General features: G+C 67.5%; 14 protein-coding genes. 4 read left to right on the top strand and 10 right to left on the bottom strand.

Translation table 11 applies throughout. From position 1 onward, the window contains the following. The first annotated feature begins 60 nt into the window (after window positions 1-60). Window positions 61-3,519 (top strand): chromosome segregation protein SMC, encoded by a 3,459-nt coding sequence (gene smc, locus DW2_RS11415; protein ID WP_038146595.1) that lies wholly within the window; start codon window positions 61-63, stop codon window positions 3,517-3,519. Between the two features lie 13 nt (window positions 3,520-3,532). Here smc and DW2_RS11410 read toward each other — a convergent pair whose 3' ends face one another. Further along, entirely contained in the window at window positions 3,533-5,548 is a 2,016-nt protein-coding gene (locus tag DW2_RS11410) for an NADPH-dependent 2,4-dienoyl-CoA reductase (protein ID WP_038146592.1), read from the bottom strand. Between the two features lie 290 nt (window positions 5,549-5,838). Between DW2_RS11410 and DW2_RS11405 the strand changes: the two genes are divergently transcribed. Then, window positions 5,839-6,744, top strand: coding sequence for a LysR family transcriptional regulator (locus tag DW2_RS11405; protein WP_038146589.1), 906 nt, complete (start codon window positions 5,839-5,841; stop codon window positions 6,742-6,744). A gap of 39 nt (window positions 6,745-6,783) precedes the next feature. Here the strand turns inward: DW2_RS11405 and DW2_RS11400 are convergent, their stop codons facing one another. From DW2_RS11400 to DW2_RS11390, 3 genes are read right to left on the bottom strand one after another with little or no spacing between them, the layout of a single operon-like run. Beyond that, complete coding sequence (locus DW2_RS11400) at window positions 6,784-7,743, bottom strand: OmpA family protein (protein WP_038146587.1); 960 nt, start codon at window positions 7,741-7,743, stop codon at window positions 6,784-6,786. After that, complete coding sequence (locus tag DW2_RS11395) at window positions 7,743-8,453, bottom strand: GNAT family N-acetyltransferase (protein ID WP_038146585.1); 711 nt, start codon at window positions 8,451-8,453, stop codon at window positions 7,743-7,745. The genes DW2_RS11400 and DW2_RS11395 overlap by 1 nt, the downstream gene beginning before the upstream one ends. Next, entirely contained in the window at window positions 8,450-9,178 is a 729-nt protein-coding gene (locus DW2_RS11390; protein ID WP_038146583.1) for a competence/damage-inducible protein A, read from the bottom strand. The genes DW2_RS11395 and DW2_RS11390 overlap by 4 nt, the downstream gene beginning before the upstream one ends. 115 nt (window positions 9,179-9,293) lie before the next feature. Here DW2_RS11390 and map point away from each other — a divergent pair, with 115 nt between their 5' ends. Beyond that, window positions 9,294-10,103 carry a type I methionyl aminopeptidase gene (gene map, locus DW2_RS11385; protein ID WP_038146581.1) on the top strand — a complete coding sequence of 270 codons (810 nt, stop codon included), beginning with the start codon at window positions 9,294-9,296 and terminating at the stop codon, window positions 10,101-10,103. Window positions 10,104-10,178: 75 nt separating this feature from the next. Here the strand turns inward: map and DW2_RS11380 are convergent, their stop codons facing one another. Genes DW2_RS11380 through DW2_RS11370 form a run of 3 tightly spaced genes read right to left on the bottom strand, consistent with a single transcriptional unit; the run spans window position 10,179 to window position 12,594 of the window. After that, window positions 10,179-10,832 carry an HAD family hydrolase gene (locus tag DW2_RS11380; RefSeq protein ID WP_038146579.1) on the bottom strand — a complete coding sequence of 218 codons (654 nt, stop codon included), beginning with the start codon at window positions 10,830-10,832 and terminating at the stop codon, window positions 10,179-10,181. Continuing rightward, window positions 10,829-11,392, bottom strand: a complete 564-nt coding sequence (rsmD, locus tag DW2_RS11375; protein ID WP_038146577.1) for a 16S rRNA (guanine(966)-N(2))-methyltransferase RsmD — start codon at window positions 11,390-11,392, stop codon at window positions 10,829-10,831. Before rsmD ends, DW2_RS11380 begins: the two co-directional genes overlap by 4 nt. Next, the gene (locus DW2_RS11370; RefSeq protein ID WP_038146576.1) at window positions 11,389-12,594 is read right to left on the bottom strand and encodes an NAD(P)/FAD-dependent oxidoreductase; all 1,206 of its coding nucleotides are present in this window, start codon (window positions 12,592-12,594) and stop codon (window positions 11,389-11,391) included. The genes rsmD and DW2_RS11370 overlap by 4 nt, the downstream gene beginning before the upstream one ends. 82 nt (window positions 12,595-12,676) lie before the next feature. Here DW2_RS11370 and DW2_RS11365 point away from each other — a divergent pair, with 82 nt between their 5' ends. After that, on the top strand, window positions 12,677-13,165 hold the full coding sequence (locus tag DW2_RS11365; protein ID WP_038146574.1) for a peroxiredoxin: 489 nt from the start codon (window positions 12,677-12,679) through the stop codon (window positions 13,163-13,165). Between the two features lie 73 nt (window positions 13,166-13,238). Here DW2_RS11365 and DW2_RS11360 read toward each other — a convergent pair whose 3' ends face one another. From DW2_RS11360 to DW2_RS11350, 3 genes are read right to left on the bottom strand one after another with little or no spacing between them, the layout of a single operon-like run. Further along, complete coding sequence (locus tag DW2_RS11360; RefSeq protein ID WP_063137149.1) at window positions 13,239-13,601, bottom strand: 4a-hydroxytetrahydrobiopterin dehydratase; 363 nt, start codon at window positions 13,599-13,601, stop codon at window positions 13,239-13,241. Between the two features lie 56 nt (window positions 13,602-13,657). Then, on the bottom strand, window positions 13,658-14,539 hold the full coding sequence (locus DW2_RS11355) for a mechanosensitive ion channel family protein (RefSeq protein ID WP_081874960.1): 882 nt from the start codon (window positions 14,537-14,539) through the stop codon (window positions 13,658-13,660). 38 nt (window positions 14,540-14,577) lie between these two features. Further along, complete coding sequence (locus tag DW2_RS11350) at window positions 14,578-15,756, bottom strand: GNAT family N-acetyltransferase (RefSeq protein ID WP_038146572.1); 1,179 nt, start codon at window positions 15,754-15,756, stop codon at window positions 14,578-14,580. Window positions 15,757-15,759 lie beyond the last annotated feature (3 nt).

The following is a 15,759-nucleotide window of genomic DNA, read 5'->3' as shown; positions in this document are numbered from 1 at the left end:
CGAAGACCTGCTCTACGGACACTTCCCTAATCGCATCCGAGATTCGGAAAGGAACGGCATTTGCGCTTCACCCGGCTTCGTCTCAATGGCTTCAAGAGTTTCGTGGACCCCACGGATCTCGTGATCCATGACGGGCTGACGGGCGTGGTCGGCCCGAATGGCTGCGGCAAGTCGAACCTGCTCGAAGCGCTGCGTTGGGTGATGGGCGAGAACCGCCCCTCGGCGATGCGCGGCGACGGCATGGAGGACGTGATCTTCGCCGGCGCCTCGTCGCGCGGGGCGCGCAATTTCGCGGAAGTGTCGCTGCAGATCGACAATACGGAACGTCTCGCACCCTCGGGCTTCAACGACAGCGACGGGCTCGAGATCGTGCGCCGGATCACCCGCGATGCGGGTTCCGCCTACAAGGTCAACGGCAAGGATGTGCGGGCGCGCGACGTGCAGATGCTCTTCGCGGATGCCTCGACGGGCGCGCACAGCCCCGCGCTGGTGCGGCAGGGCCAGATCTCCGAGCTGATCAACGCCAAGCCGAAGAACCGCCGCCGCGTCCTCGAGGAGGCCGCCGGGATCTCCGGGCTCTACCAGCGCCGCCACGAGGCCGAGTTGAAGCTGAACGGGGCCGAGCAGAACCTGACCCGCGTCGATGACGTGATCGAACAGCTCGCCGCCCAGCTCGCGACGCTCGCGCGGCAGGCCCGGCAGGCCGCGCGCTATCGCACGATCGGCGAAGAGCTGCGCCGTGCCGAGGGAATGCTGCTCTATCGGCGCTGGCGCGAGGCCGAGAATGCCCGCGTCGAGGCCGAGGAAGGCCATCGCGAGAAGATCACGGCCGCGTCTCAGGCCGAACGCACGGCGCGCGAGGCCGCGACGACGCGCCAGACCCACGAGGACACCCTGCCGCCGCTGCGCGAGGAGGAGAATATCGCGACCGCGATCCTCCAGCGTCTCACCGTGCAGCGCGACGCGCTCTCCGATCAGGAGGATCAGGCGCTCGCCCGGATCGAGACCCTGCGCGGCCGCATCGAACAGCTGGTGCGCGACATGGAGCGCGAGGCCGGGCTCAACCGCGACGCGGGCGAGACGATCAGCCGTCTCGAATGGGAACAGGACCAGATCACCAAGGCGTCGGAAGGCCATGACGACCGGCTCGCGATGGCGGCCGATGCCGCTCATGAAGCGGCGCAGATCCTGCAGGAGCGCGAGGCCCAGCTTTCCGAGCTGACCGAAGACGTGGCGCGCCTCGCCGCCCGACACCAGTCGGCCCAGCGTCTTGTCACCGACAACCGCGCCACCGCGGAGAAATCCGAAGCCGCCGCGGCGCAGGCGAAAGCCGCGGCCGAAGCGGCCGAAGCCGCGCTTGCCACCGCGAGCGAGGATTACGCGACCGCCGAGGACGCGCAGGGCGAGGCGCAGGAGGCCGCCGAGGCCGCCGAAGAAGCTCTGGCCATCGCCGACGAGACCCGCGCCGAGGCGCAATCGCGCGAAAGCGCGGCCCGCGCCGCGCGGTCCGAGGCCGAGGGCGAAGCCGGCGCGCTGCGCGCCGAGGTCAACGCGCTGGCCCGCCTGGTCGAGCGCGAGGCCGCGAGCGGCCATCAGCTTCTCGACCGGGTGCGGGTGGACAAGGGCTTCGAGGCGGCGCTTGGCGCGGCACTTGCCGATGACCTTCGCGCGCCCGAGGTCGGCGAGGACACCCCCACCGGCTGGCGCGCCCTGCCCGATTATGCCGCGCCGCAACCGCTGCCTGCCGGGGCCGAACCGCTCTCGGCCCGGGTCGATGTGCCCGATGTTCTGGCGCGCCGGATTTCGCAGATCGGCCTCGTCGCGGATTACGCGGAGGGCGTGCGGCTCCAGCCCGAACTGCGCCCCGGTCAGCGGCTGGTCTCGCCCAAGGGCGATCTCTGGCGATGGGACGGGTTCCGCGCCGGAGCCGAGGACGCCCCGACCGCTGCGGCTCTGCGCCTGCAGCAGCTCAACCGGCTCGTCGAACTCAAGCACGATCTCGAGGAGGCGACCGCGCGCGCGGAAGGGGCCAAGCAGGCGCATGAGGCACTGACCACGCAACTGGCCGAGGCGACCCGGGCCGATGCCGCCGCCCGTGAAGCCCGCCGCGAAGCCGACCGGCGCCTTGCCGAGGCCGGACGCGCGCTGAGCCGCGCCGAGGCGGATCGCTCGATCGCAGGCTCGAAGCTCGAGAGCGCGCGGCTCGCGGTGGCACGCCACGAGGAAGAGGCGAGCGCGGCCCGGATGGCGCTGCGCGAGGCGCAGAACGCACAAGACGCCCTTGCCGATCTCGACGCCGCACGCGGCGAGGTCGAGGCGGTGAAGATGACCGTCGAGGCCGCGCGGATGACGATGCTCACCAAGCGCTCGAGCCATGACGAGATCCGCCGCGAAGGCGAGGCGCGGCTCAAGCGCCGGCAGGAGATCACCAAGGAGATCTCGGGCTGGCGGCACCGCCTCGAGACCGCCGAGAGGCGCTCGGCGGAACTCGCGACCCGCAAGGCCGAAACCGAAGCGGACCTGAAGGAGGCCAATGCTGCGCCCGAGGAGCTGGCCGCCAAGCGTGCCGAACTGTCCGAGGCGATCGCGGATGCCGAGGCGCGCAAGGCCGATGCGACGGACAAGCTCTCGACCGCCGAGAGTGCGTTGCGCGAAGCTCAGCTGGCCGAGCGCGAGGCCGAGCGTCTGGCCGGCGAGGCGCGCGAATCCCGCGCCCGCGCCGAGGCCCGGGTCGACGCCGCCCGCGAGACCGTCGCCTATGCCGCCGAGCGGATCGCGGAAGAGACCGAGAAGACCCCGAAGGAACTGCTCGAAAGCCTCGACACCGATCCCGACAAGATGCCCGATGCGGTCACGCTCGATGCCGATGTGAACCGCCTCAAGCGGCAGCGCGAAAGCCTCGGCGCGGTGAACCTGCGCGCCGAGGAAGACGCGCGCGAAGTGCAGGAAGAGCATGACGCCCTGGTCAAGGAAAAGGCCGATCTCGAAGAGGCGATCCGCAAGCTGCGCGCCGGGATTTCGGGGCTGAACCGCGAGGGCCGCGAAAGGCTGCTGACCGCCTTCGAGCAGGTGAACGAGAATTTCCGCACCCTCTTCACCCACCTCTTCGGCGGCGGGACGGCCAATCTGCAACTGGTGGAAAGTGATGACCCGCTGGAAGCGGGCCTCGAGATCATGTGCCAGCCGCCGGGCAAGAAGCTCTCGACGCTGTCGCTCCTCTCGGGCGGCGAACAGACCCTGACCGCGATGGCGCTGATCTTCGCGGTGTTCCTCGCCAACCCGGCACCGATCTGCGTGCTCGACGAGGTGGACGCGCCGCTCGACGACGCGAACGTGACCCGCTTCTGCGACCTGCTGGACGAGATGACCCGGCGCACCGACACCCGCTTCCTCATCATCACCCACCATGCGGTGACGATGAGCCGGATGGACCGGCTCTTCGGCGTGACGATGCAGGAGCAGGGCGTGAGCCAGCTCGTCTCGGTCGATCTGAAGAAGGCCGAAGCGCTGGTGGCCTGACGCCGCGCGCGGCTCAGAGCCGGGCGGCGAGCCGGGTTCCCTGGTCGATCGCCCGTTTCGCGTCGAGTTCGGCGGCCACATCCGCCCCCCCGATCACATGCGGATTGCGCCCCGCGGCGATCAGCGTATCCGCGAGGCTGCGCTCCGAGAGCTGGCCCGCGCACAGCACAACAGTATCGGCCTCGATCAGGGTCGGGTTCTCGCGCGCCTCGCCGAAACTGACATGGAGACCTTCGGGGGTGATCTTTTCGTAATTCACCCCTCCGATCATCTGCACGTTCTTCATCTGCAGCGCCGCACGGTGAATCCAGCCGGTAGTCTTGCCCAGCCGCCGCCCCAGCTTCTCGCGCTTGCGCTGCAGCAGGGTGACGGTCCGAGCCGGCGGTTCGGGATGGGGCTCGGTCAGCCCGCCGGGCGTGTGCGCCGGATCGCCCACGCCCCATTCGCGCTTCCACTCCTCGAGATCGAGCGTCGGGCTGTCGGTGACGGTCAGGAACTCGGCCACATCGAAGCCGATGCCGCCCGCGCCGATCACCGCGACACGCTTTCCAGCCGTGACGCGGCCCTTGAGGATGTCGATATAGCTCACGACCTGCCCTCCCTCGGTCGGGATCTCGGGATCGCGCGGGGTGACTCCGGTGGCGATGATGATTTCGTCGAAGGGCGCGAGGGTTTCAGCGGTCGCTTCGGTCTCGAGCCGCAGCGTCACCCCGGACTTCACGACCATCGTCGCGAACCAGTCTGTGAGCCCGTGGAATTCCTCCTTGCCGGGGATCTCGCGGGCCATCGTCAGCTGCCCGCCGATCTCCGAGGCGCGATCGAAAAGCGTCACGTCATGGCCGCGCTCGGCCGCGGTGATCGCCGCCGCAAGCCCCGCGGGACCCGCCCCGACCACGGCAATGGATTTCCGTACCTCGGCCGGACGGATCACGATCTCGGTCTCGTGCGCCGCACGCGGATTGACGAGACAGGTCGAGACCTTGCCCTGGAATGTGTGGTCCAAACAGGCCTGGTTGCAGGCGATGCAGGGCGCGATCTCGTCCGCGCGATCCTCTTGCGCCTTCACCACGAAATCGGGATCGGCAAGGAAGGGGCGCGCCATCGAGACCATATCCGCCGCCCCAGAGGCCAGAACCTCTTCGGCGACATCGGGCGCGTTGATCCGGTTCGAGGTGATCACCGGGATCGACACTTCGGGCCGCAGCCGCCCCGTCAGCCAAGTGAAGGCCGCGCGGGGCACGGAGGTCGCGATGGTGGGCACCCGGGCCTCGTGCCAGCCGATCCCGGTATTGAGGATGCTCGCGCCCGCCGCCTCGATCGCCTTGGCCAGCGTCACGACCTCGTCCCAGCTCGAGCCATCGGGCACCAGATCGATCAGCGAGATCCGGAAGATCACGATGAAATCGGGCCCCACGGCCTCCCGGACGCGGCGCACCACCTCGACCGGAAGGCGCATCCGGTTCTCGAAGGCCCCGCCCCAGCGGTCCTCGCGCTTGTTGGTGTGGCGCACGAGGAACTGGTTGAGGAAATAGCCCTCCGATCCCATCACCTCGACGCCGTCGTAACCCGCCTCGCGGGCGCGCGCGGCGGCGGTGGCGATATCGGCGATCTGCTTCTCGATACCGGACTCGTCGAGCGCCTTGGGCGGGAAGGGCGAGATCGGCGACTTGATCGCGGAAGGGGCCACGCAATCGGGGCCGTAGGCATAGCGCCCCGCATGCAGGATCTGCATCGCGATCCGCCCGCCATTGTCATGGACGCGATCGGTGATCAGCCGGTGGTTCGCGAGGTCTTCGGGAGTGAAGAGACCCGCAGCGCCGGGGAAAACGCCTCCCTCGGCATTGGGCGCCATCCCGCCCGTCACCATCAGCGCCACGCCGCCGCGCGCGCGCTCGGCATAGAACTCGGCCACCGCATTCCAGTCGCCGCGTTCCTCGAGATTGGTGTGCATCGAGCCCATAAGAACCCGGTTGGGCAAGGTCACATGGCCCAGCTCGAGCGGCGTGAAGAGATGCGGGTAACGATGCATGGTGTCCTCCCTCTTTGGCGGCACTGTGCGAAGCGCCCCGCGCCTTGTCACGTCAAACGCGGCGTCAGAATGCGGCAATTTTCGGGACGAACCACCCTCCCCCTCCGAGGCAGAGCGCCGGGTGATCGAGCAAACGCCTTTACGTTCTGGTCAGCTTCGGCGTTTCCGAGGAGTAACCAACGCATGACAATTCCCCCGTATTGTCCCCCCTAGGCCCCAATTGCGCCCGAATTCGAGCCCAGAACTTTCAGCCAAAGAGCAACAAAACCGAGTTCCGGATAGGTGCGCGTATGGATCGCCTGACTGAAATGGAAGCTTTCGCGATGGTCGTGGATCAGGGCGGCTTCACAGACGCGGCAAAGAAGATGGGCATCTCGAAATCGGCCGTCTCGAAACATGTCTCCGCGCTCGAGGCACGGCTTGGCGCCCGCCTTCTCAACCGTACCACGCGCCGCGTCTCTCCGACCGAGATCGGGCTCGCCTATTACGATCGCGCCCGCCGCGTGCTCAACGATGCGGGCGAGGCCGATGCGCTCGTCACCTCGATGCAGACCGCGCCCTCGGGCCTCCTGCGGATCTCGGTCGCCACCGATTTCGGCGTGAATCTCCTCTCCCCGGTGTTGGGTGACTTCCTTCAGGAATTCCCCGAGATCACCGTGAACATGGTGCTCAACAACCGCTATGTGGAACTGATCTCGGAAGGCTTCGACATGGCGATCCGCGTGGGCGAGCTGGAAGACAGCAGTCTGCGCGCGCGCAAACTCACCGACACCTCGCGCCGGATGATCGCCGCGCCCGGCTATTTCCAGAAATACGGGCGTCCGCAAAAGATCGACGATCTCAACGAGCACAAGCTCCTGCACTATTCCAGCCAGTCGGCGGGCAATGTCTGGAAACTGACCGCGCCCTCGGGCGAACGCCGGCAGGTGCGCTCGAATGGCTGGCTCACGGTCAATGACGGGCAGTCGCTGCTGCATGCCTGCATCGCCGGGCTCGGCATCGCCTACCTTCCCTCCTTCCTCTACGCCGACGCGATGCGCGAGGGGCTGGTGGAAGAGGCGATCCCGGATCTGCCGATGGAGACGCTCGGCATCTACGCGATCTACCCGCCGGGCCGGTTCACCCAGCCCAAGGTCCGCGCCTTCATCGACTTCCTCGCGACGACCTTCGCCGAGAAGGGCCCGGACAACTGGTGATCAGAGTTTCCGCGTGGCGACCGCTCCGTCCGGTCGCTGTCAACTGCGGGTCGAGGTGAGAACCGCCTCGACCCGTCTGTTTTTCTCGCGCCCCTCCTTCGTCAGGTTGCTGGCGCGCGGTGCGAGGAACCCGGCCCCTTCGGCGCTGATCTGGTTCGGGTCCACTCCGTAATCGGATACCAGCTTGCTGCGGACCGCTTCGGCGCGCTTTTTCGACAGCGCGATATTGGCCGCGAGCGAACCGACCGCATCGGTATGACCGACCAGCATGACCTGCATCGCGGAATTGGCCTTGAGATAGTCGGCAAGGGCCTTGAGCGAGCCGAATTCACCCGGGCCGAGATCCGCCGCGCCGGACGGGAAATCCAGATCGTCGAGCGCCACGGAGCCCTGCGCCTCGAGAGCCTGCGCGAATGCCGTGGGAGTCGTGGGGGCCTCGGCGGTCGTGGGCAGCGGCGCTGCGGTCTGCGGCGCGGCAAGCGGGTTGTCGGGCTGGGCGGGCGTGACGTCCTGCACGCTCATGTCGGTGACCTGCACGAAGCCCGATTCCGAGGAGCGCGAGACGGTGATCGCGACGTAATCGCTGCCGTTGCGCGCCGCGAGATAGCGGAAATCGCCGAGATCGACATGCATCGAAGGCTCGGGCAGCAGATCGAGCCGGTAGCGGAAATCGAACCCGCCGCAGGCATCGGTCGCGCATTCGAAGAGGATCGTGTAGCCGGCCTGCTGAAGCTGGTCGCGCAGCGGGGCGAGGATCTGCAGGGTCGTGTTCTGGTTCGACCGCAGCCGCCAGGCGGTGTCCGAGCGCGCCCCCTCCAGCGTGAGGCTCTTGACCTCGTCATCCTGCCAGGGCCCGATCGCCAGCTTGTAGCTCGTGGCGGGGCTCGCCTCCTGCGCGGACTGGGAGGCTCCGCCCGGAAGCTTGAGCGTGACCGGCTCGCCCTGTGCAGCGCTCGCGAGCAGCGCAAGCCCGAAGGCGATGGCGGCGCGCGCGTACATCACGCCGCTCCCTTGCAGCGATAGTGATAGCTTTGCCGGACCGTCATTCCGAGGCTTTTGGCCAGCGAGGTCGAGGCGTCGTTCGCCTCCACCACCAGCATCTCGAATTGCGTCGCCCCCTGCTCCTTGGCCCAGCGGGCAGCCTCGTAGATCAGCGCGCGGGCGAGCCCCTTGCGGCGGAACGCCGGCGCGACGGCCAATGCGTGCACCATCGCGATGCCCTCATGGAGCGTCACGAAGGCCGCCCCGGCGGCGCGATCGTCGCGGCGCCCCAGCACGCAGGCCTTGGGCTCCGTGATCCTCTCCATGATCGCCTGCCGCTCGGGGCCGACCTGCAATTCGGACCAGAGATCGCGCACGATCTGCAACGGCGGCCAATGCGCGAAAGCGGTCACCGGCGGCACCTCGCCCTGCACCCGCGCGATCGGCGCCGACCAGATCCGCGTGGGATCATGAGCCACATAGCCGCGCGCCGCGAGCGCCGCGTCGAGCGCCTCCTCGCCTCCCCGGATCATGAAGCGCGGGACCTGCCCAAGGGCAACATGCGCGGCCTCGGCGGCGGGAATATCGGCCTCCTCGAGCGGGACTTCGAGCGTCGCGCAGCTCACCCGCGAGCCGCCGCCCTTGCCCTCGCGGATCAGGAAACCGCCGGCCCGGCGCAGGCTCGCGGCCGGCCAGGACGCGTCGATGATCCCGAACGGCTCCGTCATTGCCCCTCCGGGAAGGCATCCTTGAGCGCCTGCCAGCCCGCCTCGACCAGCGCGGGATCGGTGCCGCGCGCGACGAGGTTGGTGCCGTAGCGCCCCTCCTGGATATAGGGGTAGGAGCCAAGGGAGAGATCGGGAAACTCGCCCGCGATCCGGCGCAGCTCATCGGCCACGGTGGCTTCGGGCCGCGGCACCTGCCAGTTGCGCGAGAGCAGCGGCGCCCCCCCGGTGAGGCGCGGCAAGAGCCCCTCGACCATCGCCTGGAAGATATTGGGAACGCCAGCCATGACATGGACATTGCCGCAGCTGAAACCGGGCGCGCCCGAGACCGGATTCTCGATCAGCGTCGCGCCCTCGGGGATCCGCGCCATCCGCAGCCGGGCGGCGGTGAACTCGACCCCGCGCGCGGCGTAATAGGCCGCAAGGATCTCGCGCGCATCCTCGCGCACATCGAGCGCCGCCCCCATCGCCTCGGCCACCGCATCGGCGGTGATGTCGTCATGGGTCGGGCCGATGCCGCCGCTCGTGAAAAGATGATCGTGGCGCGAGGAGAGCTCGCGCACCGCGGCGACGATCACGTCATTGTCGTCCGGCACGATGCGGATTTCGCGGCAGGTGATGCCCTGTTCGACGAGCTTTCCCGCCAGAAAATGCGCGTTCCCCTCGCGGGTGCGTCCGGTCAGGATCTCGTCGCCGATGATCAGGATGGCTGCGGTCGGATTGGGCATCTTCGGGCTCCTTTGCCTTTGGTATAGGGCGGGGCGCGGAGCGGGGAAAGAGCGGGCACTGGCCAAGCCCGGATTTTGTGACTATCTAAGGCGCGCAACTTCTAGGAGTGGACCCTTGGACGACAGCCAGGCCCGAGTGACCAAAGACGGCATCCGCATCTACGACGCGAGCGATTTCGCGGGGATGCGTGCAGCCTCTCAGGTGACCGCGCAAATCCTCGACGAAGTGGCCGATCTGGTGAAACCGGGCGTGAGCACCGGCGAGCTCGATGCCTTCATCGAGAAGCGCGTGGGCGAACTTGGCGCGACCTCGGCGACGATCGGCTATCGCGGCTATCAGCATGCGAGCTGCATCTCGGTCAATCACGTGGTCTGCCACGGCATTCCCGGCGACAAGCGGCTCAAGGATGGCGACATCCTCAATATCGACATCACCGTGATCCTCGACGGCTGGTATGGCGACAGCTCGCGCATGTATGTGGCGGGCAGCCTCAGCCGCAAGGCCGAGCGGCTGATCCAGGTCACCCATGACGCGCTGATGATCGGGATCGAACAGGTCAAGCCCGGCAATACTTTCGGCGATATCGGCCACGCGATCCAGAAATATGTCGAGGGCCACCGGATGTCGGTGGTGCGCGATTTCTGCGGTCACGGCGTGGGCCGGGTGTTCCACGCGCCGCCGAACGTGCTGCATTACGGGCGGGCGGGCTCGGGCGCGCGTCTCGAGGAAGGCATGATCTTCACCATCGAACCGATGGTGAATCTGGGCCGGCCCGAGACCAAGGTTCTGGCCGATGACTGGACGGCGGTGACGCGCGACAAATCGCTGAGCGCGCAGTTCGAGCACTCGGTCGGCGTGACCGCCGATGGCTGCGAGATCTTCACCAGTTCGCCCGGAAACCGCTTCCACCCCACCTGGCGCTGAGCGCACCCATCGGAGGGGGCGCTGCCCCCGCTCGCTTCCGCGAGCCCCCCGGGGTATTTCCGTCCAGGTGAAGGATCAGGGATCGAGCCCGATCAGGCGCGGCACCTGTCTCATATCGGAGAAGAGTTCGGCCCCTTCGGCCTCCAGACGCGGATTGGGGCCCTGCGGCGCATAGCCCAGGCACCGCATGCCGGCAGACTTCGCCGCGCGCGCGCCGGTCGGGCTGTCCTCGATCACGACGCAGGCCGAGGGCTCGGCGCCGAGCGCTCGGGCGGCCTTGATGTAGAGATCGGGGGCGGGTTTCGGACAGCCGAGATCCTGACCCGAGAACAAGAGCCCCTCGAGCCGCGCCCGGATCGTGGGGTGCTGGCCCAGTGTTGCCTCCATTTTCGCCATCCGGCCGTTCGAGCCGACCGCGAAGGGAATGCCGACCGCATCGAGCCGTGCGAGCAATTGCGGGATACCGGGCATCAGCTCGGTCCCTTCGCGCAGCCGCGCATAGAGGGTCTCGTAATAGGCGTCGATCCAGCCCTCGGGAAGGTCGGCGCCATGGGCCCGCCCCCATTCGGCCACGCGTTCCATCGTCGCGCCGATGAAGGCCTCCTCGAGTTCGGGGATTTCCTTGTGCAGACCGTGCCGGGCGAATTCCGCCTGGATCAGGTCGAAGGTCGCGGGCTCGCTGTCGACGAGCACGCCGTCGCAATCGAAGAGAACGGCCTGGGGGATCATTCGGGCATCCGTGCGAGGGTGACAAAGGTATCGCCGTAGCGGCGCTGGTCGAGCTGGATCAGCGGCGCGGGCAGGAGGGGCGGGGTGCTCTCTTCCCAGACGATCGTCGCGCCGGGAGCCAGCCAGCCGCCTTCGAGACACGAGGCGATCGCCTTCTCGCCCAGACCCATTCCGTAGGGCGGATCGAGAAAGACGAGATCATAGCCGGGGCCGCGATTGGGGCCCATCCGGGTCGCGTCGCGCCGCCAGACATCGGTCACGCCCATCGCCTGCATCGCCTCGATATTGCGGCGCAGCAGCGCGCGGGAGACCGCACCGTCATCGACGAAGGCCACGCGGGCGGCGCCGCGCGACAGCGCCTCGAGCCCGAGCGCGCCGGTGCCCGCGAAGAGATCGAGCACCCGGGCGCCGGGCACGGGATTGCCGTGGCTGCCATTGATCAGCAGGTTGAAGATGCTCTCGCGCACCCGGTCAGTGGTCGGGCGCAGATGGGCGTTTGTATCGCCCTCGCCCACATCCGCCAGCTTGAGCCCGCGCCGCGCGCCGCCGATGATCCTCATTTCATCAGCGCCTTCAGTTCGGGCGTGGTCTCGACCTGTTCGGGCGTGACGACCTTGCCGCCCTCGATCACCCGTTTGCCGACCATATAGGCGCGTGCGTCATTGATCGCATCGACCGCGATCAGCCGGCCGTCGCGGAAATACCAGAAGCTCTCGCCCTCGTCGTTTCGGGTGACGATCCGGTCGTATCCTGCATTGAGCCCCGCGATCTGGAGCTTCGCATCGAACTGATCCGACCAGAACCACGGTTTCGGGAGGTAGTCCTTGCCTGCGCCGCAGATGTTCTCGGCGACCAGTTCGGCCATGTCGATCGCATTGCCCACCGATTCGAGCCGCAGCCGCCCGTCGGCGCCGGGGCCGGGGAAGGAGGCGCAATCGCCCGCCGCCCAGACATGCGCGGCGGAGGTCCGGCCCTGCGCATCCGTCGCGATCCCGTTCTCGCAATGAATGCCCGCCGCGCGCGCGATCTCGTCCTCGGGGGTGACGCCGATCCCGATGATGACGAAATCGGCCGGGAGCGTGCGGCCGTCCTCGAGCAGGGCGCCGGTGACGCTGTCCTCCCCGGTGAGCCGGGAAAGCCCGATCCCTTCGAGGATCTCGACGCCCTGGCGGCGATGCAGGTCGCGGATCGCGGCGGCGGTCTCGGCGCAGGCGACGCGGCCGAGGATGCGCGGCGCGGCCTCGATTAGCGTGACCTCGAGCCCGAGCTTGCGCGCGACCGCGGCCGCCTCGAGCCCGATATAGCCGCCGCCCACCACGAGAAGGCGCTTGCCCGGCGCGAAGAGCGGGCGCATCGCATCGACATCGGCGAGGCTGCGCACGGTGAAGACATTGCCCAGATCGCCGCCGATCGCCGCGGGCAGACGGCGCGGGGTGGCGCCGGTGCAAAACGCGAGCTCGGCGTAATCGAGCGTGGCGCCATCGGACAGCGTGACGCGCTGCGCAGCGGTGTCGATATCGGTGACCGCGGTGCCGAGCCGCAGCTCCACGCCCTGTTCGGTCCACCAGTCTTCAGACCGCAGCGTCAGCCGCTCCACCCCCATCTCGCCCAGGAGATAGGCCTTCGAGAGCGGCGGGCGCTGATAGGGCGCGACGGGCTCATCTCCCACCAGAGTGATCTGCCCGTCATGTCCGAGCGCACGCAACTTGGCGGCCATCGAGGCCGCGGCCTGCCCTGCCCCGACGATCACGATCCGGTTCATCACTCTCTCCACTGGCGCGACACGCGCCCGACCCTATATCGTCGCAGGCAGGAAACGCAACGCGACAGCAACGGAGCACTTCATGACCATCACGACCGGCGATGCCCTTCCCGGCGCCACCTTCCTCGAAATCGGGGCCGAGGGCCCGCAACCCGTGAGCCTCGGCGAGAAGATGAAAGGCCGCAAGATCGTCGTCTTCGCCGTGCCGGGCGCCTATACCGGGGTCTGCACCACCGCCCATGTGCCGAGCTTCATCCGCACCAAGGACGAATTCGCCGAGAAGGGCGTGGCGGAAATCGTCTGCGTCGCGGTCAACGATCCCTTCGTGATGAAGGCCTGGGGCGAGTCGACCGGTGCGAGCGAGGCCGGCATCACCATGCTCGCCGATCCCGAAGCCGCGTTCACGCAGGCGATCGGCATGGATTTCACCGCGCCGCCCGCAGGGCTGATCAACCGTTCGAAGCGGTATGCGATGCTCGTCGATGACGGGGTGGTGAAGGTGCTGCACGTCGAGGAAAGCCCGGGCACCTGCGAGGCTTCGGCGGGCGAGGGCCTGCTGGCCGCGCTCTGAACGCGCGCCCCCTCATGCAATCGAAAACGCCCGGCGCAGGACCGGGCGTTTTTCTTTGCGGACGGCGTGAGGGTCAGTCGGCCCTGCTCTCGGTCAGCCGCATCAGGGGCCGGCCGATATCGCGATCCACCTCGGCCACCCCTTCGGCCAGCGCGTCGAGGGCGCGGGCGAGCTCTATATCGAGCACGCTCACGCCACCGCAGTCATGGGTCGAGAGCGTGATCTCGAGCTTGTTGTAGACATTGCGCCAATCGGGGTGATGCTCCATCTTCTCGGCGCAGAGCGCCGCTTGCGACATGAAGCCCCAGGCCGCCGAGAAATCCGGAAACAGCAGCCGTTTGACCATCGCGTCCGCCCCCTCGGCGGCGCGCCAGCCGGAATCTTCGAGCGCACTGAGCAGAGCCTTGCGTTCTTCGGCATCGAGCTTGTCGGTCATGGTTCACTCCCTTCTCGCATTCCCGCAAGGTAGCACCGCACGCGCGAAGAGCCAGATCAAACCGCTCCGCGCCCGTTCATCGCCGGCGCGGTCTCGATCTGCGGCACCTGCACCACTTCGAGCGTGCGCGTGGGGAAGGGAATGCCGATGCCGTGGGCGTCGAACTCTTCCTTGATCCTGCGGGTGATATCGGCCTGCAACTGCCAGTAATCGGCGGTGTTCGCCCAGACGCGGAAGGTGAAATCGACCGAGCTGTCGCCGAGCTGCTTGACCCGGATCGTCGGCGCGGGATCGGCCAGCGCGCGTTCGTCCGAGCTCGCGATCCGCTCGAGCACCTCCTGCGTCTTCTTCAGATCGGCGTCATAGGCGACCCCGATCGTGAGATCCATCATCCGCGTCGGGTTCGCCGAGTAGTTGATGATCGGCTTCGACCAGATATCTCCGTTCGGCACGATGGTCTGGATCCCGTCATAGGTCTTGAGCACGGTATAGAAGAGCTGGATCTCGGTCACCGTCCCGCTCTGGCTCCCTGCCGCGATGTAATCGCCCTGCCGGAACGGACGGAACAGGATGATCATCACCCCCGCCGCGAGGTTCGACAGCGTGCCCTGAAGCGCGAGACCAACGGCCAGACCGGCGGCACCGACGAGCGCGGCGAGCGAGGTCGTCTGGATGCCGAAGCGGTTGAGGATGAAGATCACCCCGATCGCGAGGATCAGGTATTTCACCATGTTGCCGAGGAAGCCGAAAAGCGTGTCGTCGAGCCGCGCATATCGGTCCGAGAGCGCGAGGATGCGATGCTTCGCCCAGGCGGACATGGCCAGCGCGATCAGCAGGATCACCAGCGCGGCCAACACATTCACCGCGGCAAGGATCGCCGCGTCGATGCGGTCCTGCGTGAGCCAGCCATTCAGATGCGTCAGGTCATTGAGATTCATTCATCGCTCCCTCTTGAAGTCATGTCCCAAACGTTACGTCAGGTATCGGGTTCCCGGTTCATTCTGAAGGGGCCGAGTTCGGTCAGGATCTCGATATCCTCGTCCACCGCGGCCCGCTCGGCTTCGAGATAATCGGCCACGGCCCGGCGCAGGCCGGGATGGCCGATCCAATGCGCCGAATGGGTGACGACGGGCAGGTAGCCGCGCGCCAGCTTGTGCTCGCCCTGCGCGCCCGCCTCGACCCGGCCCAGCCCCTCGGCGATCGCGTAGTCGACCGCCTGATGATAGCAAAGCTCGAAATGCAGGAAGGGGTGATCCTCGATGCAGCCCCAGTAGCGGCCGAACAGCGCGTCCCGCCCGATCAGGTTGAGCGCGCCCGCGATCGGGCGTCCCTCGCGCAGCGCCAGCACCAGAAGAACATCCTCGCGCATCTCGTGGAGCCGGTCGAAGAAAGCCCGCGTCAGGTAGGGGCGGCCCCATTTCCGGCTGCCGGTATCCTGATAGAAAGCCCAGAAGGCGTCCCAATGTTCGGGGCGGATCGCATCGCCCGTCAGCTGCACGATCTCGCCGCTGAACTCCTGCGCCTTGCGGCGTTCCTTGCGCAGCGCCTTGCGCTTGCGCGAACTGAGCTCGGCAAGGAAATCCTCGAAGGCGCCGTAGCCGTCGTTGAACCAGTGGAACTGCTGCCCGACCCGGTGCAGCCAGCCTTCGCCCGCAGCCAGTTCGGCCTCGCCCTCGGTGCAGAAGGTGACATGGACCGAGGATACCCCGGCGCCCTCGGCGATCTGCGCCATTCCGGCAAGTAGGGCGCGCCGCCCCGCCTCCTCGAGCCCCGGCAGCACCAGCAGCCGCCGCCCGGTTACCGGAGTGAAGGGCACCGCGCATTGCAGCTTGGGATAATAGCGCCCGCCGGCACGTTCGAACGCGTCGGCCCAGCCGTGATCGAAGACATATTCGCCCTGCGAATGGCCCTTCACGTAGAGCGGCGCCACCCCGATCACGCGCCCTTCCAGCCGCGCCACGAGATGCCGCGCGTCCCATCCGGTGCCGGGCCCGACGGAGCCCGAAGCCTCGAGCGCCGCAAGGAACCTATGCGTGGTGAAGGGATCGAATGCCCGCGATCCATCTGCCGTTTCGGGACAGGCGCAGGCATTCCAATCCGTTTCGCTTATTTCGGAAATATCCGAATAAAGCGTGATTTCAAAGCCTTGATCCATGTG

Origin of the sequence: Thioclava atlantica (assembly GCF_000737065.1) — a bacterium.
Classification (GTDB): domain Bacteria; phylum Pseudomonadota; class Alphaproteobacteria; order Rhodobacterales; family Rhodobacteraceae; genus Thioclava; species Thioclava atlantica.
Note: the sequence above shows the minus strand (reverse complement) of the source record. Positions and strands in the feature narration are given on the sequence as shown.